Consider the following 26116-nt stretch of genomic DNA (forward strand, 5'->3'; position numbering starts at 1 on the left):
AGATCGCCCGAGCGGCGGAGTTATGGGTTGTTGTATGCGTTGCCGGGTGTATCGGTAGCAGGTCAATCGCTGATTCACATGGATGCGTGGGTGCATGCCTGGGGTCGGGCATGTATGTCTTTTGCGACGTCCAGGGTGTCTCCGGTCGTGGACGGAAGACCGCCTGGATGCCAGTGAGGCAGGGAATGGAAGAGCGGGTTGGCGACGTCGACGGGCTGCGGGCGTGGCTCGCGGTCGAGCTGTCCTCGTTGCTGGGGCGTGAGGCGAGCGAGGTGGGGCTCGCGACGCCGTTCTTCCAGATGGGCGTCGACTCGCTCGTCGCGCTCAAGTTGATCTCCCGGCTGTCGGGGGTGCTGGGGCGGCCGCTGTCGCCCACGCTCATCTGGGAGCATCCGACACCCGCGGGGCTGGCGGCCCATCTGCTGGGACCCGAAGCGGCGTCGAAGCCCGGCTGGGACGTGCCCGGCCAGGAGCCCTCGGAGCCTGTCGCCATCGTCGGGCTGGCCTGTCGCTTCCCCTCCGCGCCGGATGCCGAGGGCTTCTGGCGGGTCCTCCAGGAGCGCGTCGACTGCGTGACGGACGTGCCCCCGGAGCGCTGGGCGGCCTCTGCCGGAGCCTGGGAGCGACCTGGGGCGTTCCTCGACACGGTCGACCGCTTCGACCCGGGCTTCTTCGGAATCTCGCCCCGGGAGGCGGGGCAGATGGACCCCCAGCAGCGCTTGATGCTGGAGCTGTCGTGGGAGGCGCTCGAGGACGCGGGCATCGCGCCCGGGACGCTGCGGGGCTCGCGCACCGGCGTCTTCACGGGGCTGGTCTGGCGCGACTACGCCGACCTCCAGACGCTCCAGGGGGCCTCCGCCTCCCTTCATACCTGCACCGGCCACGCCGGGAGCATCGTGGCGAACAGGGTCTCCTATACGTTCGGGTTCGAGGGCCCCAGTCTGGCCATCGACACCGCCTGTTCCTCGTCGCTGGTCGCCATCCTCGAGGCCTGTCGCAGCCTGCGCGCGGGCGAGTCGACCCTGGCGCTCGCGGGGGGCGTGCAGCTCAATCTCTCTCCCCGCACGCTCCAGGCCGTCTCTGCCTTCGGTGCGCTCGCGCCGGACGGGCGGTGCAAGACCTTCGATGCGCGGGCCAACGGCTACGGGCGCGGAGAGGGCGCGGGCGTCGTCGTCCTCAAGCCCCTGTCGCGCGCCCTGGCGGATGGGGACTCCATCTACTGCGTCATCCGTGGCGGCGCGGTGAACAACGACGGCGCCAGCAACGGGCTGACGGCTCCCAGCCCCAAGGCCCAGGAGCAGCTGCTGCGCGCCGCCTACGGCGCCTCGGGCGTGGACCCCGCGCGGGTGCAGTATGTCGAGCTGCACGGGACGGGAACGCCGCTGGGCGACCCGATAGAGGCCCGGGCCCTGGGCGCCGTGCTGGGCGGGGCGGCGCGCGCTTCCGGGCAGCCCCTTCGCGTGGGCTCGGTGAAGACCAACATCGGGCACCTGGAGGCGGCCGCGGGCGTCGCGGGCGTCATCAAGGTGGCGCTCTCCATCCGGAAGCGGCGGCTCCCGGCGAGCCTGCACTTCGAGCAGCCGAACCCGCACATCCCGTTCGATGCGCTGGGCCTGAGCATGCAGACGGCGCTCACGGCGTGGCCCAGGGACGAGGAGCCCGCGCTGGCGGGCATCAGCTCCTTCGGCTTCGGGGGCACCAATTGTCACCTCGTCGTCGAGGAGCATCTGCCGGGGCCCCGGCGGGCCGTGGCGCCTCCCTCCGTCGTGGCCCGCCCGCCGCTCCCCGGAGGGCCGAGGAAGGTCGCGTTCCTCTTCGCGGGCGCCGGCTCGGCGTGGTGGGGCATGGGGCGGGAGCTGCTCGCGACGCAGCCCGTCTTCCGTGCGCGCTTCGAGGCGTGTGACGCCGTGTACCGGGGGCTCGGGGGCGACTCGCTCGTGGAGGCGTTGCTCGCGCCTCGCCACCGCTCGCGCTTCGAGCGGGGCGAGGTGCAGTTGCCAGTCGTCCTCGCGCTCCAGGTCTCGCTCGCGGCGACGTGGCGGGACTGGGGCGTCGAGCCGAGCGCCGTCATCGGCTACAGCGTGGGCGAGTGGGCCGCGGCGCACGTGGCGGGAATCCTCACGCTGGAGGAGGTCTTCGCGCTCGCGCGCCATTACATCCAGGTGCAGCGGAGCGTGACGGGCGGCGCGGGCATGGGCGTGGTGGGGCTCCCCGCGGCGGAGGTGGAGGCGCGCCTCGCCGGGGCGGGGAGGATTGCCATCGCCTCGGTGAACAGCCCCCGGTCCACGGGCATCGGCGGAGAGCCCTCGGCCCTCCAGGACTTCGCCTCGCGGCTGGTGGCGGAGGGGATTTTCGCGCGCACGGTGGAGATCGACTTCTACGCGCACATCCCCCAGGTGGCGCCGCTCGCGCCGCTCTTCCTGGTGGGCTGTCCGGCGCTGAGGCCGCTGCCGGGGCGCATCCCGATGGTCTCGACGGTGTCGGGCGCGTTCGTCGACGGCGTGTCGCTGGGACCCGGGTACTGGACCGACAACTTCCAGGCGCCCGTGCGGTTCTCCGACGCGGTGAAGACGCTGCTCGACTCCGGGCACGAGGTCTTCCTCGACGTCAACCCGCATCCCATCCACGCGCGCTCGGTGGAGGAGAACATCGCGGCCCACGCGGCGACGGCCACGGTGGTGCAGGGTCTGCAGCGCGGAGCGTCGGACCTGGACGGGCTTCATCGCGCGCTCGACGCGCTCGCCTCGGCGGGCCACGCGATTCGTTGGGAGCGGGTGTTGCCGGAGGCCCCCGTGCCTCCCACCGCCGACGGGGCCGCGGAGCTGTTCGTGCTCTCCGCGAGGACGGAGCCCGCGCTCCGGGAGCAGGCCCGTCGTGTCGCCGGGCAGCTTCGCGGCGCGCCCACGCCCTCGCTCGCGGACCTCTGCGCCACCGCGGGGCTCTGGCGTGACCACCATGCGCACCGGTTGACGTTGGTGGCCCGGACGCGGACGGCGCTGGCGGAGGAACTCGAGGCGTTCGGCCAGGGGGCGCCTCCTCGGGCCTTCCAGTCCCAGGGGGTGGTCCGACAGGGCGAGGCGCCGCGCGTGGGCTTCGTGTTATCGGGGCAGGGGGGCTTCCCGCTCGGGGAGAGCACCCGCCTGTTCGAGGAGGAGCCCTGCTTCCGGGAGATGTTCGAGCGCTGCGACCTGGCGTTCCGCGCGCGCACCGGGGCCTCGTTCGTCGAGGCGATGGAGGCCGCGCGGGAGGGGGCCGCTCCGCCGCGCACGGAGGTGGAGCAGCCGCTCCTGTTCGCCTTCCAGGTGTCGCTCGCCGCGCTGTGGGCGGCGTGGGGCATCCGTCCGGACGCGGTGGTGGGGCACAGCATCGGAGAGGTCAGCGCGGCGCACCTCGCCGGCGCGCTGTCGCTCGAGGAGGCGATGGCCCTGGTCGTGAGCCGCAGCCGCTTGATGGGGAAGACGGCCGGACGCGGAGGCATGGCCACCGTGGCGACCTCGCTCGAGCGACTGGCGCCGCTGCTCGCGCCTCACGGTGACGCGCTGTCGGTCGCCGCGCTCAACGGTCCGGAGGACATCGTCGTCTCGGGAGAGCGCGCGTCGCTGGAGTCGCTGCGGGACAGCCTCCAGGCGCAGGGGATTCGCGTCCGGCTCCTGAACGTCGACCACGCGTTCCACAGCGCGCAGATGGACGCGCACCTGGCGGAGCTGGACGACTGCACGCGGGAGCTCGCGCCCAAGGCGCTGGTGACGCCGCTGTACTCCACGGTGCGGGGTGGGCGGGTCCTGGCCTCGGTGCTCGACGCGGACCACTGGCGCGCGAACATCCGGCAGCGGGTCCTGTTCGCGCCGGCCATCCAGGCGATGCTCGCCGACGGCTGCCGCGTCTTCGTCGAGGTCTCCCCGCATCCGGTGCTGTCGCAGCCGCTGGCGCGGACGCTCGAGGCCTCGGGGGTGGAGGGGACATCGGCGCTGTTCTCCGCGCGCCGTGACCGGCCCCCTCGCGTCACGATGCTCGCCGCGTTGGGCGCGCTCCACACGTTGGGGCGCGAGCCCGCGTGGAAGGGCGTCTTCCCCCGTGGGGGCCGGCGGGTGGCGCTGCCGTCCTATGCGTGGCAGCGCGAGCGCTACTGGTTCGACGTCGCGCCCGGGGCCGCGCCAGACAGGGGGCATCCGCTGCTGGGGCGCGCGGTGGATGCGCCCCTCGGCGAGATGCGCTTCGAGTCATCCCTTCGAGCGGACCGCGTGCGGCTGCTCGCCGACCACCGGCTCTACGGCACGGTGGTGGTCGCGGGCGCGAGCATGGTCGGCATGCTGCTGGAGGCGGCCCGTCGGCTCTGGGGGCCGGAGGGCTGTCGCGTCCAGGATGTGCTGTTCCTGAGTCCCATCGTGATGGAGGACGCCGAGGAGCGGGTCTTCCAGGTGTCCATCGCGGCCGGGGGTGACTTCCGGCTGTCGACCCGGCTCGCGAGAGATGACGCGGAGTCACCGCGCTGGACGCTGCATGCCACGGGGCGACTGGAGCGAAGCGGGGAGGTGCCCTCCGAGGCCGAGCCGCTCGCCGGGCTCGAGGCCCGCTTCGAGGCGCTCCCATCCATCGAGCGTTTCTATGAGGGCATCGACCGACAGGGCCTGGTGCTGGGGCGACAGTTCCGCTGGCTGGAGGCGGTCTCCCGGGGCGAGAGGGAGGCGCTGGGGCGGCTGCGTCTTCCGGACGAGGGGGATGGCGCGGAGGACTACCGGCTGCATCCGGGGCTCATCGACTCGTGCTTCCAGGTGCTGGGGGCGGTCTCGGGCTTCTCGTCCATCGAGGGGATGGCCTTCGTTCCCATCGGCATCGACCGGTTCGTGCTCCACGGGGCGCAACGTCCTCGGTTCTGTCATCTCGTGCTGCGCTCGGGGACGGGCGCGGTCGACGAAGCCTCGACGGTGGACCTGCGGTTGCTGGACGACGCGGGTGTCGTCGTGGCGGAGGTCCACGGCCTGACGATTCGCCGGGCGCCTCGGGACACGGTCCTGCGACGAGACACGGGGGCGGCGCCGCTGCACTTCCAGGTGGAGTGGCAGCCTCGGCCCGTGGCGGTGCTGCCCTCCGCGAGTGAGCCCGTCACCTGGTTCCTCCTCGCGGACCGCGGCGGTTTCGCGGAGGCGCTCGCCCGACAGCTCGAGCTTCGGGGTGCTCGCGTGGAGGTGCTCTCCTCCGACCTCGCACGTCCTGGTGCTCACGGCGACGCGGGTGCTTCAGATGACCACGGTCGCCCTGGTGCACGTGTGGAGGCGCGGTCCTCCGACAAGGGCGATGAGCGGCGCCTGCTCGAGCGTATCGATGCGCTCGGTGAATCGACGCGGGCCCGCATCGGAGTCGTCGACCTGCGAGGGCTCGATACATCCTCGCCACTCGGCGGTGTCGAGCGTGGGGTCGGGCTCGGCGAATCGACGCGGGCCCGCGTCGGAGTCGTCGACCTGCGAGGGCTCGATACGTCCTCGCCACTCGGCGGTGTCGAGCGTGGGGTCGGGCTCGTGAAGCTGCTGGCGACCCATGGCGGTGGGATTCCACCGCGTCTGGTCCTGGTGACGCGAGGCGCGCAGGCGACCGGTGTGGAGGAGGGCGTCCTCGCCGTCGAGCAGTCGCCGCTCTGGGGCCTGGGCCACGTGGTGGCCCTCGAACACCCCGAGCTGCACTGTGTGCGCATCGACCTGGACCCGTCCTCTCATGGAGAGGACGCGGCGCTGCTCGCCCAAGAACTCTCCTCGTCGCAGGATGAGGACCGCGTCGCCTTCCGCTCGGGTCGTCGCCTCGTGGCCCGGCTCGCACGCGCGCGGCTTCCGCGTGCGCCCCATCCACTGTCTCTCTCCGCCGACGCCACGTACCTCATCACCGGCGGCCTCGGGGGCCTGGGGCTCGAGGTGGCCCGGTGGATGGTGGACCGGGGCGCGCGTCACCTGGTCCTCATGGGCCGCCGTGCGCCGGAGCCGCTCGCGCAAGCACGCGTGGATGCGCTGCGGTCCGCTGGCGCGAACATCACCGTGCGACAGGCCGACGTGTCGTCGCGCGAGGAGGTCGCGCGGGTGTTGTCGGAGTGCCGCGCGGCGATGCCTCCGCTCCGGGGCGTGGTGCATGCCGCGGGTGTCCTCGACGATGGCCTCCTCGTGCTCCAGGACGCGGCGCGGATGGCCGATGTCCTCGCGCCCAAGGTCCACGGGGCGCTCAACCTCCATCACGAGACCCTCGAGTCGCGCCTCGACTTCTTCGTCCTGTTCTCCTCCGTGAGCGCCGTCTTCGGGACCACGGGACAGGTCAGCTATGCCGCCGCCAATGCCTTCCTCGACGCCCTGGCCCATCACCGGCGCGCCAACGGTCTGACGGCCACGAGCATCAACTGGGGCCCCTGGGCCGAAGTGGGCATGGCCGCGCGGCTGTCCGCCGACGCCGGCAAGTCCTGGTCCGGTTTCGGAGTGGGGATGCTCGCCCCCGCCGCGGCCCTCGCGTCGCTGGAGGGCATCCTCGGCGCCGACCTCACGCAGACCGTGGTCGTGGCCGCCGGCGGGCGCGCGGTGCGGGAGGGGCTGCCTGCCTTCTTCGAGGTCCTCGCGCCTCGTCGCGCCGAGCCCACCCGCTCCGCGCCGCCCTCGACGGTGTTCGCGGGGGCCTCGCCTCGTGAGGCCCGCGCCCGACTGCTCGCGCTGCTCCAGTCGCAGGCCTCGGACGTCCTCGGGCTGTCGTCCTCGTCGCCCATCGACCCGCGTCGACCCCTCCAGGAGCTGGGGCTCGACTCCCTGATGGCGTTGCAGCTGCGCAACGCCTTGTCCACCGCGCTCGGTCGCTCCCTCCCCGTCACGTTGTTGTTCGACCACCCGAGCTTGGAGCAGCTGCTCGACTTCCTGGGGCGCGAGCTCCCCTCCGCCGACGCGGCGGCCTCGGAGCCGGCGCCTCGGGCCGTGAAGCCACGCAGGGCGGCCGTGGACGGCGCGGAGCCCATCGCCGTGGTGGGAATGTCCTGCCGGCTGCCCGGTGGGGTCCGGAGCCCGGAGGACTACTGGCGCCTGCTCGCCGACGGCGTGAACGCGGTGCGCGAGGTGCCCGCTTCGCGCTGGGCGCTCGACGACTGGTACGACGCGGACCCGGAGGTCCCCGGCAAGACGTACTCGCGACACGGCGGCTTCATCGACGACATCGACGCGTTCGACGCCTCGTTCTTCGGCATCTCCGGCGCGGAGGCCCGGTCGATGGACCCGCAGCAGCGCATGTTGCTGGAGCTGAGCTGGGAGGCGCTGGAGCGCGCGGGCATGGCGGTGGAGCGGCTCAAGGGGACCCCCACCGGGGTGTTCCTGGGCATCTGCCTGAGCGACTACGCGCTGCTGGAACTCAACGCCGCCGATGCTCGCGGCATCAACGCCTACTCGGGCTCCGGTGGCGTGCTGAGCGTGGCGGCCGGACGCATCGCGTATGCGCTGGGCCTGGAGGGCCCCACCTTCGCCGTCGACACCGCCTGCTCCTCGTCCCTGGTCGCCACGCACCTGGCCTGCCAGAGCCTGCGGGAGGGGGAGTGTGACGTCGCGCTCGTGGGCGGCTCGAACCTGCTGCTCTCGCCGCGCATGACGGTCTACTTCTCGAAGCTGAAGGCGCTGTCCCCGGACGGCGCCTGCAAGGCCTTCGACCGCTCCGCCAATGGCTATGTGCGAGGAGAGGGCGCGGGCGTGGTGGTCCTCAAGCGCTTGTCGGAAGCGCTCGCGGAGGGCGACCCCGTCCTCGCCGTCATCCGGGGGACGGCCGTCAACCAGGATGGCCGCTCGAATGGCCTCACGGCGCCGAGCAGGCCCGCCCAGGAGCGCGTCATCGAGAGCGCCCTGCGCCAGGGTGGCGTCGCCCCGCGCGACGTCGGCTACGTCGAGGCGCACGGCACCGGGACGTCTCTGGGTGACCCCATCGAGGTGCAGGCGCTCGCGGCGGTCCTCGGGCGTGGGCGTCCCGCCTCCTCGCCGCTGGGAATCGGCTCGGTCAAGACGAACCTGGGACACCTGGAGGGCGCGGCGGGAATCGCCAGCCTCATCAAGGCCATCCTCGCGCTTCGCCAGGGCGAGCTGCCGCGCAGCCTCCACTTCAAGGAGCCCAGCCCCCACATCCCCTGGGCCGAGCTGCCCGTCGAGGTGATCTCCGAGCACCGCGCATGGCAGGTCCCGGATGGGGCGCGGCGCATCGCCGGGGTCAGCTCGTTCGGCTTCAGCGGGACCAATGCCCACGTGGTCCTCGAGGAGGCCCCGAAGCGTGAGCCTCGGGCAGAGGCCCCGGCGTCCGTGGAGCATCCCGAATTGCTCGTCCTGTCGGCCCGCTCGGCGGAGTCCCTGCGCGAGGCCGCGGGGCGTCTGTCCGCGACGCTGACCGAAGGCGACGGCGCGGCGTGGCGCGACCTCTGTTACTCCACGAGCTGTCGTCGGAGTCACCACGAGCATCGGCTCGCCGTGGTGGCTCGTTCCCGAAGCAGTGCCGCGGAGGCGCTGGAGGCCTTCCTTCGTTGCCTGTCGCACCCGGACGTCACGTCCGGCTATGCCCTCCCCGGTGCGGCCCCCAGGGTCGTCTTCCTGTTCACCGGACAGGGAGGGCAGTGGTCCGGCGCGGGGCGCGCGCTCCTCGAGGAGGAGCCCGTCTTCCGCGAGGCCCTGCGGTCCGTGGACGCCGTGCTGATGAAGCTCGCGGGCTGGTCCGTCATCGAGGAGCTGCGACGCGAGCAGCCCCGCTTCGAGCTGGCCCACATCTCCCAGCCCGCGCACTTCGCGCTCCAGGCGGCGCTCGTGGCGCTCCTGCGCTCCTGGGGGCTGGAGCCCGACGCGGTCCTGGGGTCCAGCATCGGAGAGGTGGCGGCGGCCCACGCGGCCGGGGTCCTCTCGGTCGAGGACGCGATGCGCATCACCCTCGAGCGCAGCCGCATCCTCGCGGCCATCGCGGGGAGTGGCGCGATGAGCGCGGTGGAGCTCTCCGAGGCGGAGGCCGCCGAGGCCATCGCGGCGCATGGCACGCGGCTGTCCATCGCCGCGCTCAACAGTCCGACGTCGGTGCTCCTGTCCGGTGACGCGGGAGCGATGGAGGAGGTGCTCGGCGCGCTGGCGGCGCGCGGCGTCTCCTGTCGTCGGCTCGGCCTGGACTACGCCTCGCACAGCCACGCGGTGGAGCCCCACCTGGAGGCCCTGCGACAGGCGCTGGAGGGACTGGGCCCACGGCCCGAGGCGCTCCCCATCTTCTCCTCGGTCACCGGCCTGCGCGCGGAGGGGCGGGACTTCGACCGCGACTACTGGGCCCGCAACCTCCGGCAGCCCGTGCGCTTCGCCCCCGCCATCTCCGCGCTCGCGAGCGAAGGCCATTCGCTCTTCGTCGAGATTGGACCCAACGCGGTCCTGTCGCGTCCGGTGCAGCAGTGCTTCCAGCAGGCGGGCCGGAGCGCGACGGTGGTGTCCGCGCTGCGACGGGGAGAGGCCGAGCGCCACACCCTGCGCGCGCTGCTGGGCGGCCTGTTCGTCGCGGGCGTCTCGCCAGCCTGGGAGCGGCTCTTCCCCGAGGGCGGGGCGTTGGTGCCGCTGCCGTCCTATCCCTGGCGCAAGGAGCGCTACTGGGTCGCGAGCCCGGCCCCCGCCGCCTCGAGGCCCGCCTCCACGCAGGAGGTGCTGCCCCTGCACGGGCGCCGCGTGCGCTCTCCGCTGGCGGAGACCCTGTTCGAGGTGGAGCTGTCGGTGGAGCGGATGCCGTTGCTCGGCGAGCACCTGCTCCACGGCGCGGTGGTGGTCGCGGGGGCCGGGCATGTCTCGATGGTGCTCTCCGCGCTCCAGTCGCTCCAGGGCACCGCGCCGATTCGTCTGGCCGACATCGTCTTCCCGCGCGCGCTCGTGGTGGAGGCGGGGCTCGTGCGTCCCGTCTCGGTGGTGGTGGGGGCGGAGCAGTCGGGACGCGCCTCCTTCCGCATCCAGAGCCAGGAGGCGGGGGGCGACTGGGTGCTCCACGCGGAGGGCAAGGTGCTGCGCTCCGGTGCGCCGCGAGTCGACGCGGCGGTGTCGCTGGAGCAGCTGCGCGCGCGATGTCCGACCCCCCTCGAGGTGCCGCGGGTCTACGAGACGATGGATGCCGAGGGGATCTCGCTCGGGCGGCGCTTCCGCTGGGTCGAGCAGCTGTGGCGGGGGGAGCGGGAGGCGTTGGGACGCATGCGCGCGCCGGAGCCCGAGGACCGGCAGCCGGCGACACCGTTACACCCCGGGTTGATCGACTCCCTCTTCCATGTCCTGCGCGGCGTCCCGGGCGTCGTGCGCGATGACGGCGTGCCCCTGATTCCCGTGGGCATCGAAGGCGTGGTCTTCCTGTCGCCGCCGCGCGGCACGCTCTGGGCGCACGCCATGCCGCGGCCCGGGAGCGGCAAGGATGGCGAGACGCTGAGCGCCGACTTCCGCCTCTTCGGTGAGGACGGGGTGACGGTCGCGTGGGTGGAGGGGCTCGTCGTCCGGCGCGCGCCCCGCGAGGCCTTCGTGAGGGAGCGCGTGCGTGCGCCCGGCCAGGACTTGTTCCAGGTCCGGTGGCGACCGGCGCCTCCCGTCACGGCTCCGACGCGGGAGACGGGACCCTGGCTGCTCCTGTCGGACCGTGGCGGTGTCTGCGCCGCGGTGGCGGACCGGCTGGGGGCGGAGGGCTCGCCGTGCCAGGTGATGGCGGCCCCTGAATCGACGGAGTCGGAGGCGTCGCTGCTGGGCCGATTGGAAGCGGCGCTCGGCGCGGGCCCCTGTCGCGGGGTGATGTACCTGGCGGCGCTCGATGTCGGCGCCCTGGAGCCCGGGAGCGAGGCGCGGGTCACCACCGAGGTCCTGGTCGGCGCGGTGCGGGTCCTCCAGGCCCTGACGCAGCTGAAGCGCCCGGTGCCCCCCCGGCTGTGGCTCGTCACGCGGGGCGCTCAGTCGACGGACGCGCGGCACGCGCTCTCGCTGGCCCAGGCGCCGCTCTGGGGGCTCGGGGCCACGCTGCGCCACGAGCACCCTGAAGTCCGCTGCACGCTCGTGGACCTGGACCCCGCGCCGGCCGCGGACACGGTGCATTCGCTGTGCACGGAGCTGCGGCTCCTGGATGGCGAGGACCGCGTCGCGTGGCGGGACGGCGCGCGGCTCGCCCAGCGACTCCAGTCCCTGGAGGTCATCCCGGAGCCCGGCCCCGTGCCGGTCGTCGCGGACGCGACGTACCTCATCACGGGGGGCCTGGGCGGGCTGGGGCTGCGGTGCGCGCGGTGGCTCGCGAAGGAGGGCGCGCGGCACCTGGCGCTCCTGGGGCGCAACGCGCCTTCCGAGGAGGCCCGCGTCGTGCTCCAGGCCCTCGCGGCGGAGGGCGTCTCGGTGCGTGTGCTCGCGGCGGACGTGGGCGAGCGGGAGTCCCTCGCGCGTGCGCTCTCGGAGCTGCGCGCGGACATGCCTCCGCTTCGGGGTGTCATCCACGCGGCGGGGCTGCTCGACGATGCGTTGCTGGCGAGCCAGGAGCGCGAGCGCATCGAGCGGGTCCTGCGGCCGAAGGTCGCGGGGGCGCTCCACCTGGACCAGCAGACGCGAGCGGACCCGCTCGACTTCTTCGTGATGTTCTCCTCCATCGCCGCGCTGCTCGGCGGGGTGGGGCAGGCGAACTACAGCGCCGCGAACGCCTTCCTGGATGCGCTGGCCGCCGAGCGGCGGGCGCGTGGACTGCCCGCGTGCTCGCTGGCGTGGGGCCCCTGGGCGGAGGTCGGACTCGCCGCGGCGCGCGCCGACCGGGGCGCCCGGCTGGAGGCCCTGGGCCTGGAGAGCCTCGCGCCGGACGAAGGCGTGGCCATCCTCGGCAGGCTCCTGCGAGGAACGACCGAGACCCACGTGGGCATCGCCCGCATCGACTGGGCGAAGTGGGGACAGGTCTATCCCTCGGCGGACCACGCCTCGCTCCTGACCGACTTCCTCCTCCGCGCGCGGCCCCGGGCCCCGGGCACGGCGGTGGCCGAGGGACTTCCCGCGCTCCACGAGCTGGCCCGGATGACCCCCGAGGAGCGTCGGGCGCGCGTCGACGGCTCGCTGCGGCGCGAGGTGGTCTCGATGCTGGCCCTCCCTGGAGACCTGGCCGACGGCCGCCTGTCGCTGGTCCGCTTCGGCTTCGACTCGCTGATGGGCATGAAGCTCAAGGCGCGGCTGGAGCTGGCGCTGGGGGTCTCGGTGCCGGCCGTGAAGCTGTTGAGCGGCCTGAGCTTCGACGACCTCGTGGCGCTCGTCCTCGAGAGCCTCGACGCCGTGCCGCCTCCGCCGGAGGCGGCCCTGGATGACCCGATGGAGGAGTTCCAATTTTGAATGCCACCGAACTGATTGCCGAGCTGACGCGCCTGGGTGTTGAGCTCAAGGTCGAGGGCGAGCACCTCCGGGTTCGCGCCGCGCGCAACGTCATCACGCCCGAGCTGCAGCAGCACATCGCCGCCCGGAAGGCGGAGATGCTCGAGCTGCTCCGACGCCAGGGCGAGGCCCTCCGCTCCGAGCAGGAGCACGCGCCCTTCCCGCTGACCGAAATCCAGGAGGCCTATCTGGTCGGACGCGGCACCGACTTCGGCGTCGGCGGCATCTCCTGCCACCTGTACCATGAGCTCGACGGCCAGGCGCTGGACGTGGAGCGGCTGTCGCGCGCGTGGCGGCGCCTCATCGAGCGGCACGCGATGCTGCGCGCCGTGGTGCTCCCGTCGGGGGAGCAGCGCGTGCTGGAGCAGGTGCCGTCCTTCTCCATGCCCGTGCTGGACCTGCGTGGACAGGCGCGGGACGTCGTCGAGGCGAAGCTCGCCGGGATTCGCCAGGAGCTCTCCAACCGCTCCGTGCCGCTGGGGCAGTGGCCCACCTTCGAGCTGCGCGCGACGCTGCTCGATGGGAACCGCACGCGCATCCACCTGGACATCGACGCCATCACGATGGACGCCGCCGCCGTGCTCGCGCTCCTCGAGGAGTGGCGCGAGCTGTACGTGACGCCGGAGAAGGTGCTGGAGCCGGTCCCGGTGTCCTTCCGGGAGCACGTGCTCGCGGAGCTCTCCGCCCGCGATACGACGGCCTACCGGAGCGCCGAGGCCTACTGGCGCGCGCGCCTGGATGACCTGCCGGAAGCCCCGGTGCTGCCCCTGGCCACGCCTCCCGAGCAGCTGGTGCGCCCCGCGTTCCGGCGGCTGGGCGGGAGCCTGGACGCGAGGCGATGGGAGCGGCTGAAGGAGCGGTCCGCGCAAGCCGGGCTGACCCGCTCCGGCGTGGTCTGCGCCGCGTTCGCGGAGGTGCTCGCCGCGTGGAGCGAGAGCGCCCGCTTCTGTCTCAACCTCACGCTCTTCCGGCGCCTGCCCATCCACCCGGCCATCGACCAGGTGGTCGGTGACTTCACGACGAACGTGCTGCTCGAGGTCGACGGGCGCGGCGCGTCGTTCACCCAGCGCGCGGTCCAGCTCCGCGAGCAGCTGGCCCGGGACCTCGAGCACCTGCTCTTCAGCGGCATGCGGGTGATGCGCGAGCGCGCGAGGCGGCGCGAAGGTGCCGCGGGAGCACTCATGCCCATCGTCTTCACGAGCCTGCTGGGGCACAGGCCCGGTGGCGCGGGCGCGGGCTCTCCCTTCGGGTGGCTGGGCGAGACGGTCCACGGCATCACCCAGACGCCGCAGGTGTGGCTCGACCACCAGGTCCGGGAGGAGGACGGGGCGCTGCGCTACTCCTGGGACAGCCCGGAGGGGCTCTTCCCCGCGGGCATGCTCGAGGACGCCTTCGCGGCCTACGAGTCCCTGCTCGGTCGGCTCGCGGAGGAGGACGCCGTCTGGGAGGCGCGCTCCCCGGTGCGACTGCCGGCCGCGCAGGCCGCGCGCCGTGAGGCGTTCAACGCCACCGCGTCGCCCATCCCCGAGGCGCGCCTGGAGGCGCTCTTCCTGGCCCAGGCACGACGCGCCCCCTCGCACGCCGCGGTGGTGAGCGCGGAGCGGACGCTGAGCTACGCGGAGCTCCGTGGACACGCGGGCGCGCTGGCGACCCGACTGGTCGAGCTGGATGCGCGGCCCGATGGATTGGTCGCGGTCATCCTGGAGAAGGGCTGGAGGCAGGTGGTCGCGGTGACGGCCATCCCACTGGCCGGGGCGGCCTATCTCCCCATCGACCCCGCGCTGCCGGACGAGCGCCGCCGGCTCCTCCTTCAGGAGGGGAGGGTGCAGGTCGTGGTGACGGAGCCGGGGCTGGCGGAGCGGTTCGCGTGGCCGGAGGGCGTCCGGGTGGTGTGCATCCCGGACAGCGCGACCGGGGAGCCGCCGCACGCGCCGGCACGTTCGCCGGCGGACCTGGCGTATTGCATCTACACCTCGGGTTCGACGGGGCGCCCCAAGGGGGTGATGGTCGAGCACCGCGCCGCGGCGAACACGCTCCAGGACATCAACACCCGCTTCGGGGTCGGCCCGGAGGACCGGGTCTTCGGCCTGTCGTCGCTGGGCTTCGACCTGTCGGTCTACGACATCTTCGGGAGCCTGGCGGCGGGCGCGACGCTCGTGCTGCCCGAGCCCGACGCGACATGGGAGCCCGCGAGCTGGCTGCGGTGGCTGCGCGAGGCGCGCGTGACGGTGTGGAACTCCGTCCCGACGCTGATGGAGATGCTGGTGGACCTGGTGGAGACACGCGGTGAGCGCCTCCCGGAGTCCCTGCGCCTGGTGTTGATGAGCGGTGACTGGATTCCCGTCACGCTGCCGGACCGCATCCGCCGCTTGTCCCGCGACATCCAGGTCATCAGCCTGGGCGGGGCGACCGAGGGCGCGGTCTGGTCCATCCTGCACCCCATCACCCAGGTCGAGCCCGGGGCGCGCAGCATCCCCTACGGCCGGCCGATGCTGAACCAGCGCTTCCATGTGCTCGACGAGGCGCTGGCGCTGCGGCCGGAGCACGTGCCGGGCGACCTCTTCATCGGAGGCGCCGGCCTGGCCCGGGGCTACTTCGGCGACGAGGAGCTGTCGCGCGCGCGCTTCTTCACGCACCCAGACACCGGCGAGCGCCTCTACCGCACGGGCGACCTGGGCCGCTTCCTGCCCGGTGGATACATCGAGTTCCTGGGCCGCAAGGACTTCCAGGTCAAGGTCGCCGGCCACCGCATCGAGCTGGGCGAAATCGAGGCCGCGCTCTGCCGCCATCCCGCCATCCGCGAGGCCGTCGTCGCCGCGCCCGGGGAGCGCACGCAGCGCAGGCTGGTGGGTTACGTCGTCCCCATGGAGGGGCAGCCCGCGCCCACGGACGACGCGCTGCGGGAGTTCCTGGGCAGGACGCTGCCGCACTACATGGTACCGGGCGTCTTCATGCGGCTGCGGGCGCTGCCGCAATCGGCGAACGGCAAGGTCGACCGCAAGGCGCTGCCCACGCCGGTGGAGGAGCCCGTCCACGGCGCGCTGCCCCTGGAGGCGCGCGGCGGGGAGGTCTTCACGCGAATCACCCGCCTCGTCGCCGAGGTCCTCAAGCGCCCCAGCGTCGAGCCGGAGGCGTCGTTGCTCCAGCTCGGCGCCACGTCGGTGGAGCTCATCAAGCTCGCGACGATGTTGGAGCAGGCCTTCGGGAGCCGGCCCCGGATGTCGGAGTTCCTCACGCTGCGCAACACCGCGGACATCGTCGCCTACTACACCCGGCACCCGCCGGCGGAGGCCCCACCCGCGAGCGCGAAGGTGGAGGAGGGGTTGCTGCTGGACCCCGAGCAACGCGAGGCCTGGAAGCGCGCGCGCCACGGCGTCCGCACCTTCGATGCGGGGACGCCCGTGGTCCCGATGGCCGGGCTCTCCGAGGGCGAGGCGCGGCGCCGTCACCTGGAGCGCTCCAGCCACCGGACCTTCTCGTCCGAGCCCGTGGAGGCCCAGGCGCTGGGTCGCCTGCTGTCGTGTCTGCGCTCGCTCGAGGTCGGAGGGCGCTTCAAGTACCAGTACGGCTCGGCGGGGAGCGCGTACGGCGTCCAGCTGTACCTCCACGTGAGCGCTGGACGGGTTCGGGGGCTCGAGGCGGGCGCGTACTACCACGAGCCGGCGCGCCACGCGCTGGTGCGGCTCTCTGCGGTGGACGCGCTCGACGCCAGCCTCCACGCGCCCACCAACCGGTCCATGTTCGCCAGCTCCGCGTTCTCGCTCTTCCTGGTGTGTGACAGGCGCGCCATCGCGCCGCTCTACGGCGAGAAGTGGCGGGACTTCGCGCTGCTCGAGGCGGGGCTCATCTCGCAGCTGCTGGAGCTGCGCGCCGCGGAGCAGCAGCTGGGGCTCTGCCAGGTGGGGGAGCTGCGCTTCGACGACCTCCGCGCCGCGTTCCGGTTGGAGGAGCCGCACGTGTACCTGCACAGCCTGGTGGGCGGCGCCATCGCCTGGGAAGAGGGGGCGTTGTGAAGACGGCCGAGTTCATCGTCGAGCTTCAGCGGCAGGGCATCGAGCTGTGGGTGGAGGGCGAGGCGCTGCGGTTCCGCGCGCCTCCGGGCCACGTCACGGACGAGGTGCGCGCGGCGCTGCGTGAGCGCAAGCACCAGCTCGTGGAGCACCTGAGCGCCACCTCCCGCGTGGCGGAGGTCCAGGCCGCGGTCGTCCCACCACCGGAGGACGCGCGCTTCTCGCCGTTCCCCCTCACCGACATCCAGAACGCCTACTGGGTGGGGCGGCAGGACGCGTTCGACGCGGGCGGCGTCGCGGCGCACAGCTACCTGGAGCTCGCGTTCGACGCGCTGGACCCCGCCCGCCTCGAGCGGGTGCTCCAGCGGCTCATCGCGCACCACGACATGCTGCGCATGGTGGTGCTGCCCACGGGCGAGCAGGTGGTCCTGGCCTCCGTGCCGCCGTTCCGCGTCACGACGTACGACCTCCGCGCGGCCTCGGCCGGGAGCGTCGACGCGCACCTCGCGGCGATTCGCGCGGAGCTCTCCCATCAGGTGCTGCCGGCCGACCGCTTCCCGCTCTTCGAGGTCCGCGCCTCCCAGCTCCCGGGGGGACAGGTCCACGTGCACATCAGCCTGGACCTGCTCGTGGCGGACGCCTTCAGCGTGCAGCTGCTCATCGAGCAGTGCGTGGTGCTGTACCAGGACCTGGAGGCGCCGCTCGCGCCGCTGAAGCACACCTTCCGCGAGTACTTCGCCGCCGCCGCGCGACGCCGCGAGCAGGGGGCCCAGGCCTATCAGCGCGCGCTCGAGTACTGGCGCGGCCGGCTGGCGACGCTGCCCGGTCCGCCCGAGCTGCCGCTCGCCGCCGACCCGGGCACCCGGGGGCCTCGTCGCTTCTCCCGTCGCAAGGGCGGCCTGGAGCCCGCCGCGTGGAAGACCTTCCGCGAGCGCGCCGCCGCGGCGGGGGTGACGGCGTCCATGGCGCTGGCCGCGGCCTATGGCGAGGTGCTGCGCGCCCACGGCCGCGGCCAGCGGCTGACGCTCAACCTGACGCTCTTCAACCGGCTGCCGTTGCTCGAGGACGTGGAGCGCATCGTCGGCGACTTCACCTCGGGCATCCTGCTGGAGGTGGACGGCTCCCAGCCCGAGTCCTTCGCCCAGCGCGCCCGGCGACTGCAGGGGCAGCTCTTCGACGACCTGGAGCACTCCATCGTGTCGAGCGTGCAGGTCCTGCGCGAGGCGGCCCGGCTCGGCCGTCTGGACACGGGGATGGGCATGCCCTTCGTGTTCACGAGCCTGCTGTCGGAGACGGGGCGCTCGCTGAGGATGGGCGAGGGCGTGCGAATCGTGGAGGTCGTCAGCCAGACGCCGCAGGTGTGGCTGGACCACCAGGTCTTCGAGCTCAACGACGCGCTGTACTTCAGCTGGGACTCCGTCGACGCGCAGTTCCCCCAGGGGTTGATGGACGCGCTCTTCGGGGCCTATGTCCGGCTCCTGCGCCGGCTGGTCGAGGACCCGTCCGCCTGGGAGGCCCCCGCGCGGCAGCCGCTCCCGGCCGAGCAGCTCGCGCGACGGGAGGCCTACAACGCCACGGGGCGGCCCGTCCCGTCGGAGCGGATGGAGACGCTCTTCCTGCGTCAGGCGGCCACGCGGCCCCAGGCACCCGCCCTCATCGCGGGCGACAAGGTGCTCACCTACGGAGCGCTGGAGCGGCGCTCGGCGCGGCTCGCGTCGTGGCTCGTCGCCCGGGGCGCGCGGCCGGAGCGCCTGGTGGCCATCGTCGCGGAGAAGGGCCCGGAGCAGGTGCTCTCCGCGCTCGCCATCCTGCGCGCGGGCGCGGCCTATCTGCCGTTGGACCCGAGCCTGCCCACCGAGCGGCTCCACGAGCTGTTGCGGGACGCGCGCGTCGACCTCGTGCTCACGCAGGCGCACCTCGACGCGTCGCTCACCTGGCCCGAGGGGCCCCGGCGGCTCGCGGTGGACCTGGACGGCGCGCTCGATGTCGGGGACGCGGAGCCTCCCGCCGTGCAAGGCAATGGCCTCGCGTATGTCATCTACACCTCGGGTTCGACGGGGCGGCCCAAGGGGGTGATGATCGACCACCAGGGCGCGGTGAACACCCTGGTCGACATCAACGCGCGCTTCGGGGTGGGGCCCGAGGACCGGGTGTTCGCGCTCTCGTCGCTCAGCTTCGACCTCTCGGTCTACGACGTCTTCGGGACGCTCGCGGCGGGGGCGGCCATCGTGATGCCGGCGCCCGGCACGCTGCGCGACCCGAGCCACTGGCTGTCGGTCCTCACCCAGGGCCGGGTGACGGTGTGGAACTCGGTTCCGGCGCTGATGGAGATGCTCATCGAGTTCGTCGAGGGCGCGGGGCAGCGCCTGCCGGACTCGCTGCGCCTGGTGATGATGAGCGGTGACTGGATTCCCGTCACGTTGCCCGAGCGCATCCGGAGCCAGCGCGCGGGCATCGAGCTGGTGAGCCTGGGCGGCGCGACGGAGGCGTCCATCTGGTCCATCCTGTATCGGATTGGCGAGGTCGATCGCGCGTGGCGGAGCATCCCCTACGGCCACCCGATGGTGAACCAGCGCTTCCACGTGCTGGACGACGCGCTCGAGCCCTGCCCCGAGTGGGTGGCGGGGCAGCTCTACATCGGCGGGGTGGGACTGGCGCTGGGCTACTACGGCGACGCGGAGCGCACCGCCGCCCGCTTCATCGTCCACCCGCGAACCGGTGAGCGCCTCTACGCCACCGGTGACTTGGGGCGCTTCCTGCCGGACGGGAACATCGAGTTCCTCGGCCGCGAGGACTTCCAGGTCAAGATCCAGGGGCACCGCATCGAGCTGGGCGAAATCGAGGCCGCGCTCGATACCCACCCGGCCGTGAGAGGGGCCGTGGTCAAGGCGCTCGGCAAGCCGGGGGGGCCGAGGCGTCTGGTGGCCTATGTCGTCCCGGACGCCACGATTCCGACCCACGTCCTCGAGAAGGAGCCCTCGGACGCGACGCTGGACGAGGCGCATGAGCCGGAGCCTCGACTGGGCGTCATCTCCGACCCCATCGCGCGCCTCGAGTTCAAGCTGAAGGGGCCTGGGCTGCGGACGGATGTCGGCGCCCGTGAGTCCATCGCGCTCGCGAAGCCGGTCCTCGACGCCGCGCGGCTCCAGGCCGTCGTCGACCGGCGCAGTCACAAGTCCTTCCGCTCGAGCCCCGTCTCCCTCGGCCAGCTCTCCGAGTTGTTGAGCTGCCTGATGCAGGTCCAGCTCGAGGACTCGCTGCTCCCCAAGTACCGCTACGCGTCGGCGGGAGGGCTCTATCCGGTGCAGGTCTACCTGCACGTCAAGGCCGGGCGGGTCCAGGGGCTCGCGGGCGGGACGTACTACTACCATCCGAAGCAGCACGCGCTGGTGCTGCTCTCGCCGGACGTGGTCATGAGCCGCGCCCAGCACGCGCCGGGAAACCGGGCCACCTTCGACGACGCGGCGTTGTCCGTGTTCCTCGTCGGGCAGCTCGACGCCATCCAGCCGCTGTACGGAGACCTCGCGCGGGGCTTCTGTCTGCTCGAGGCGGGCTACATCGCCCAGCTCCTGATGGGCTCGGCGGTGGGAGGCGAGCTGGGCCTGTGTCCGATTGGCGGCCTGGACTTCGAGCCGCTGCGCCAGCAGCTCGCGCTGGACGCGGGGCATGTCCTCCTGCACAGCTTCCTGGTGGGGGGCGTCGGCGCCTCGGTGAAGGTGGCCACGCCCGCGACGCGCTCGGCCCCGGCCACCTCGCTCCCCGAGGAGCTGCGGCGTCACCTGGTCGCCCGGCTCCCGGACTACATGGTCCCCACGTCCTTCGTGCTGATGGACGCGCTGCCGCTGACGCCCAACGGCAAGGTGGACCGCGACGCCCTGCGCGAGCCGAGCGACAGCGCGCAGGTGGCGCTGCCCGTGTCCCGTGCGCCGCGCACGGAGGTGGAGCGCTCCCTGGCCACCATCCTCCAGGAGGTGCTCCACCTGGACGAGGTGGACATCCACCGCAACTTCTTCGACCTGGGGGGCACGTCGGTGCAGATCGTCCAGGTCCACCGGCGGCTGCGAGAGCGGCTCCACGTGGACCTGCCCATCGCGCAGATGTTCCGGTTCACCACCGTCAGCGCGCTGGCGGAGTACGTGTCGACGCGGGGCACCGAGACTCGACGCGAGCCTGTCCGTGAGGCGCCGCGTCCGAAGGCCGTGCCCGTGCCGAGCGCGCGTCCGGACCCCGCGCTGGAGTCGGCCATCGCCATCGTCGGGATGTCGGGCCGGTTCCCCGGCGCGAGGAACCTGGCGGAGTTCTGGCGGAACCTGTGTGACGGGGTCGAGTCGGTCTCGTTCTTCACGGAGGAGGAGCTGCGCGGCTCGGTGCTGGAGCCCTCGCACCTGGAGGACCCTCGCTACGTCCGGGCCGGCGCGGTGCTCGACGACGTGGAGCTCTTCGACGCCGAGCACTTCGGGCTGATGCCGAAGCAGGCCCGGCTCACGGACCCTCAGCACCGCATCTTCATGGAGTGTGTGTGGGAGGCCATCGAGGACGCGGGCTATGACCCGAAGCGCCTCCAGTCGCTGGTGGGGGTCTATGCCGGCTCCATCATCAGCAACTACCTCCTGTTCCACCTCGGCTCGTCGGTGGGGCGAGAGGGTGCGGTCCGAGACCTGCAGACGCTGATTGGAAACGACAAGGACTACCTGGCGACGCATGTCTCATATCGGCTCGGCCTGAAGGGGCCGAGCATCAGCGTCCAGACGGCGTGCTCCTCGTCTCTGGTGGCCGTCCACCTGGCGAGCCAGGCGCTGCGCAACCGCGAGTGCGACATGGCGCTCGCCGGTGGCGTGGCTGTGCGGCTGCCGCAGCGCTCCGGCTATCTCTACGAGCAGGGCGGCATCCTGTCCCCGGATGGTCACTGCCGTGCGTTCGATGCGGACGCCCAGGGCACCCTCTTCGGGAGCGGCGCGGGTGTGGTGGTGCTCAAGCGCCTCACCGACGCGCTGGCGGATGGCGATTGCATCCGCGCCGTCATCCGCGGCTCGGCGGTCAACAACGACGGCTCGATGAAGGTTGGCTACACGGCGCCGAGCCAGGAGGGGCAGGCCGCGGTCATCGCCTCCGCGCTGACGGCCGCGGGCGTGAGCCCCCGCAGCATCGGCTACATCGAGACGCACGGGACGGGCACGCCGCTGGGTGACCAGATCGAGTTCGCCGCGCTCCAGCAGGCCTTCGGTGCCGACGCCGACGCGGTGGGCGTCTGTCCCATCGGCTCGGTGAAGACCAACGTGGGGCACCTGGAGGTCGCGGCGGGCATCGCCGGGCTCATCAAGACGGTGCTGTCGCTGCAGCACCGACGCCTTCCTCCCAGCCTGAACTTCAAGGCACCTCATCCGCAGCTCGACTTCGCGCACAGCCCCTTCTTCGTGAACACGCGGCTCTCGGAGTGGCGCGCCGCCTCGACGCCGCGCCGTGCCGGCGTGAGCTCGTTCGGCATCGGCGGGACGAATGCGCACGTGGTGCTGGAAGAGGCGCCGGAGGTGGAGAGGAAGGGTGTGGCGGAGAGGCCGAGGCACGTGCTGGCGCTGTCGGCGAGGAGCGAGAAGGCGCTGAGGGAGTTGGCGGGCCGGTACGCGAAGGGGCTGGGAGAAGAGGTGGGGGACGCGTGTTTCACGGCGAACACGGGGCGAGGACGCTTCGCGCACCGGGTGGCGGTGGTGGGGAGGACGGGGGAGGAGCTGAGGGAGGAGCTGGCGAGGTACGCGAGTGGTGGCGGAGTGGAGAAGGGAGCGGAGGGGCAGGCGAGGAAGGCGGAGGAGGTGGTGCTGCTCTTCACGGGGCAGGGAGTGCAGCACGAGGGGATGGGGAGGGAGCTGTACGAGACGAGCGAGACGTTTCGCGGGGTGATGAAGCGGTGCGAGGAGGTGGTGAAAGGGGAGTTGGGGGAGTCGCTGGTGGAGGTGTTGTACGGAGGGAAGGGGGCGCTGCTGGAGAGGAGCAGCGTGTCGCAGGCGGCGCTGTTCAGCGTGGAGTACGCGCTGTCGGAGGTGTGGAGGGAGTGGGGAGTGAAGCCGGCGGCGGTGATGGGGCACAGCCTGGGTGAGTACGTGGCGGCGTGCGTGGCGGGGGTGTTCAGCCTGGAGGAGGGGCTGAAGCTGGTGATGGAGAGAGGGAGGTTGATGGAGGGGCTGGAGGGTGAAGGGAAGATGGTGGCGGTGTTGGCGAGCGAGGAGGAGGTGAAGGGGGAAGGAGGATGGAAGCTGATTGCGGCGGTGAACGGGCCCGGGGAGGTGGTGCTGGCGGGGCGAGTGAAGGAGGTGGAGGAGGTGGAGGGGAGGCTGAAGGGGAGGGGGAAGGAGTGCCGAGTGTTGAAGACGACGCACGCGTTCCACTCGGAGCTGATGGAGCCGATGAAGGAGGGGTTCGAGAGGGCGGCGGGGAAGGTGGGGATGAAGAGGGCGAAGCTGGAGTTGGTGTCGAACGTGAGTGGGAAGGAAGTGAAGGGGGAGGAGAGGGAGGCGGGGTACTGGGCGAGGCACCTGAGGGAGCCGGTGAAGTACTGGGAGGGAGTGAAGGGGCTGTACGAGAGGGGATACCGGGTCTTCGTGGAGGTGGGGCCGAAGCCGACGCTGACGGGGGTGGGGAAGAGGTACCTGGGGGAGGGAGAGGCGCAGTGGGTGGGGAGCCTGAGGCCCGGGAGCAGTGACTGGGAGATGCTGCTGGGGAGCACGGCGAAGCTGTACGTGAAGGGCGTGGAGGTGGACTGGGCGGGGGTGGACAAGGGGTACGCGCGCCGACGGGTGGCGCTGCCGACGTATCCCTTCCAGCGTGAGCGCTACTGGGTCGAGCGCCCTCGTGAGAACGCTCGCTCCGCGACGCGGACCTCGGGTGGCGCGGGTTTGTTGGGTCGACGCCTCCGCTCTCCCGCGCTCACGCAGACGGTCTTCGAGTCGTCGGTGGGCACCGGCGCGATGTCGTTCCTCGCCGAGCACCAGGTGCACGGTGCGACGGTGCTGCCGGCCACGGTCTACATGGAGCTGGCGCGAGCCGCGGCCGTCGAACTCCTGGGTGCTGGTGCGCACCCGGTGGACGGACTGCTCATCCACGACGCGCTCGTCCTGCGCGGTGCCGCCGAGCGTGTCCTCCAGCTCGTCGTGTCTCCGAGCGGTGATGACACGTACACCTTCCAGCTCTTCAGCGCGGAAGACGAGGGCGCCCGAGGCACGAAGGCGCCGAGCTGGACCCTGCACGCATCGGGCAGTCTCGCCAGGGCGCGCGCCGACGTCGTCACCCCCGAGCCACGCCCGCTCTCGGAGTTGCTGGCGCGGTGTCCCGCGGAGGTCCCCGCGGCGAAGCTCCATGCGCACTTCGACGCGCGCGGCATCCACTACGGCCCGGCCTTCAAGGGCCTCGAGCGCATCCGCCTGGGACAAGGCGAAGCGCTGGGCCAGGTGCGACGGCCCGAAACGCTGACGGCCGAGACATGGGGAGCGCCACTGCACCCCGCGATGCTCGATGCGTGTCTCCAGGTCTGCGGCGCCCTCTTCCTGGGCGAAGGCCGCGACACCCCCGAGGACGTGCTCGTCCTTCCCGTCGGGTTGGAGCGGCTCGTGGTCTGGAGCGAGCCGGGGACGACGTGTTGGAGCCATGTCTCGATGCGGGTGGGCAGCACGTCGACCGGGGATGTCCGCATCCTCGACGAGGCTGGACGGGTGTGCGTCGAGCTGGTGGGGCTGCGCTTCCAACAGGTGAGCCGCTCCGCGCTGCGGCGGATTCTCGGCACGGGGCGGGACTGGACCTACGAACTCGCCTGGGAGCCTCGCTCCTTGACGGCGCTCCCGGACGGGGCGACCTCGGGTGGCACCTGGGTGCTGCTCGCGGATGGGGGAGGTCTGGCGGACGACCTCGCGAAGTCGCTGGAGGCGCGGGGCGCTCGCTGCGTCCGGGTCCTCGCGGGGAGCACCTACGAGGCGCGTGAGGGCGGGACGTACGCGGTCGACCCGACCCGCGCCGAGGACTTCTCGCGCCTGCTCCAGGACCTCACCGCCACGGGGGGCGAGCCGTGTCGGGGCATCGTGCACCTGTGGGGGCTCGGGGGCGGGCTGTCCGCGCCGTCGACCCAGGACCTGGCCTGCATGGGGGCGCTCCATCTGGTCCAGGCGTTGAGCCGTGGTGGAGGCACGCCGCCGCCTCGCCTGTGGCTGGTGACGCGCGGCACCCAGCGCACGGGGCACGAGACGGCGCCTCCCTCATTGGCCCATGCGGCGCTCTGGGGCTTGGGTCGCACGCTCGCGGTGGAGCACCCGGAGTCCTGGGGGGCGCTCATCGACCTGGATGGCGACTCGCGGGACGAGGACCTCCGCTCCCTGCGGGACGAGTTGCTGCGGACTCCCGAGGGTGAGCAGGTCGCCATCAGGCGCGGACGGCGATACGTGGCCCGCCTCGTGCGTGGTGACGTGGCCTCGCGCGCGGTACCTTCCGTGTCCCAGCTCCGACGGGATGCGACCTACCTCATCACGGGTGGCCTGGGCGCCCTGGGCCTCCACGTGGCCCGGTGGATGGTGGAGCGCGGCGCACGCCATCTGATGTTGATGGGACGCAACGAGGCGAGCCCTGGTGCTGAGGCGGCGCTGCGGTCGCTTCGGTCGGCCGGGGCGCGAATCGAGTGCGTGCGAGGGGATGTCTCGCGGCCCGAGGACGTCGCGCGGGCGCTGGCCACCCTCTCCGGCGACGCTCCACCGCTGCGCGGCGTGATGCACGTCGCTGGTGTGGTGGAGGACGCGACGCTCCTCCACCAGGACTGGGCCCGCTTCGAACGCGTGCTCGCACCGAAGCAGCGCGGAAGCTGGAACCTCCATCAGCAGACGCTGGAGCTGCCGCTCGACTTCTTCGTGATGTTCTCGTCCTCCGCCTCGTTGCTGGGGGCCGCGGGGCAGGGCAACTACGCCGCCGCGAACGCGTTCATGGATGCGCTCGCGCACCACCGTCGCGCGCTCGGACTGAGCGCGGTGAGCATCAACTGGGGCCCCTGGAGTGGCGGCGGAATGGCGGCGGCCCTCGAGGTGCCGGAGGCGCGGCGCTGGTTCGAGTGGATTGAACCGGAGCAGGGGCTGGAGCTGCTGGGACACGCGATGGACTCGGGCCGCGCGCAGGTCGCGGTGCTGCCCATCGAGTGGCCCCGGTACCTGCGGCGCTTCGGAGAGGTCGGCGCGCCGAAGGTCCTGTCGGGCCTGCTCGACGAGGCTCGGGCGGGCATGCCCCGCGCGCAGGCGTCGCCGATGCGGGCGCGGCTGAAGGGGCTGCCACGAGGTCGTCAGCAGGAGCTGCTGCTCGAGCACGTGCACCAGCAGGTCGCCCAGGTGCTGGGCTGGGATGCCTCCGCGCCGAGGTCGGGGGACTTGCGGCTGTTCGACTCGGGTCTGGATTCGCTCATGGCCGTCGAGCTGAAGAACCGTCTCCAGGCGAGCCTGGGCCTCGAGCGCCCCCTGGCGGCCACGCTGGTGTTCGAGCACCCCAGCATCGAGTCGCTGGCCGAGCACCTGGCGCTCGAGGTCTTCGAGCTGGGCCCCCTCGTCCCCGCCCCGCCGGCAGCGCCGGTGGAGGACACGGGCCCGACGTTGGCGGAGCTGGAGCGGCGCCCCGAGGAGGAGCTGGGGTCGCTGCTCGACGAGAAGCTCGCGGCTCTCGAGAAGCTGATGGGTGAGAGCTAGTCCCCCCGCGGTTGCCTGCCCCGACGTTCATGAGAGAGGCACGACG

Annotated in this window: 3 protein-coding genes; all 3 read left to right on the forward strand. The window is 72.4% G+C overall.

Annotated features, from left to right (window positions below):
- Positions 1 to 185: 185 nt before the first annotated feature.
- From K8640_RS30665 to K8640_RS30675, 3 genes are read left to right on the forward strand one after another with little or no spacing between them, the layout of a single operon-like run.
- Positions 186 to 12323 (forward strand): type I polyketide synthase, encoded by a 12138-nt coding sequence (locus K8640_RS30665; protein WP_223750319.1) that lies wholly within the window; start codon positions 186 to 188, stop codon positions 12321 to 12323.
- Complete coding sequence (locus K8640_RS30670) at positions 12320 to 16375, forward strand: non-ribosomal peptide synthetase (protein WP_223750320.1); 4056 nt, start codon at positions 12320 to 12322, stop codon at positions 16373 to 16375. The genes K8640_RS30665 and K8640_RS30670 overlap by 4 nt, the downstream gene beginning before the upstream one ends.
- Positions 16372 to 26070: a non-ribosomal peptide synthetase/type I polyketide synthase gene (locus K8640_RS30675; protein WP_223750321.1), complete on the forward strand. Its 9699-nt coding sequence runs from the start codon at positions 16372 to 16374 to the stop codon at positions 26068 to 26070. The genes K8640_RS30670 and K8640_RS30675 overlap by 4 nt, the downstream gene beginning before the upstream one ends.
- Positions 26071 to 26116 lie beyond the last annotated feature (46 nt).

Source organism: Myxococcus sp. XM-1-1-1, assembly GCF_020037095.1.
In the GTDB taxonomy this organism is placed as follows: Bacteria; Myxococcota; Myxococcia; order Myxococcales; family Myxococcaceae; genus Myxococcus; species Myxococcus fulvus.

Coding starts and splice junctions, on each gene's coding strand:
- K8640_RS30665 (WP_223750319.1), top strand. CDS start 186: ATGGAAGAGCGGGTTGGCGACGTCGACGGGCTGCGGGCGTGGCTCGCG.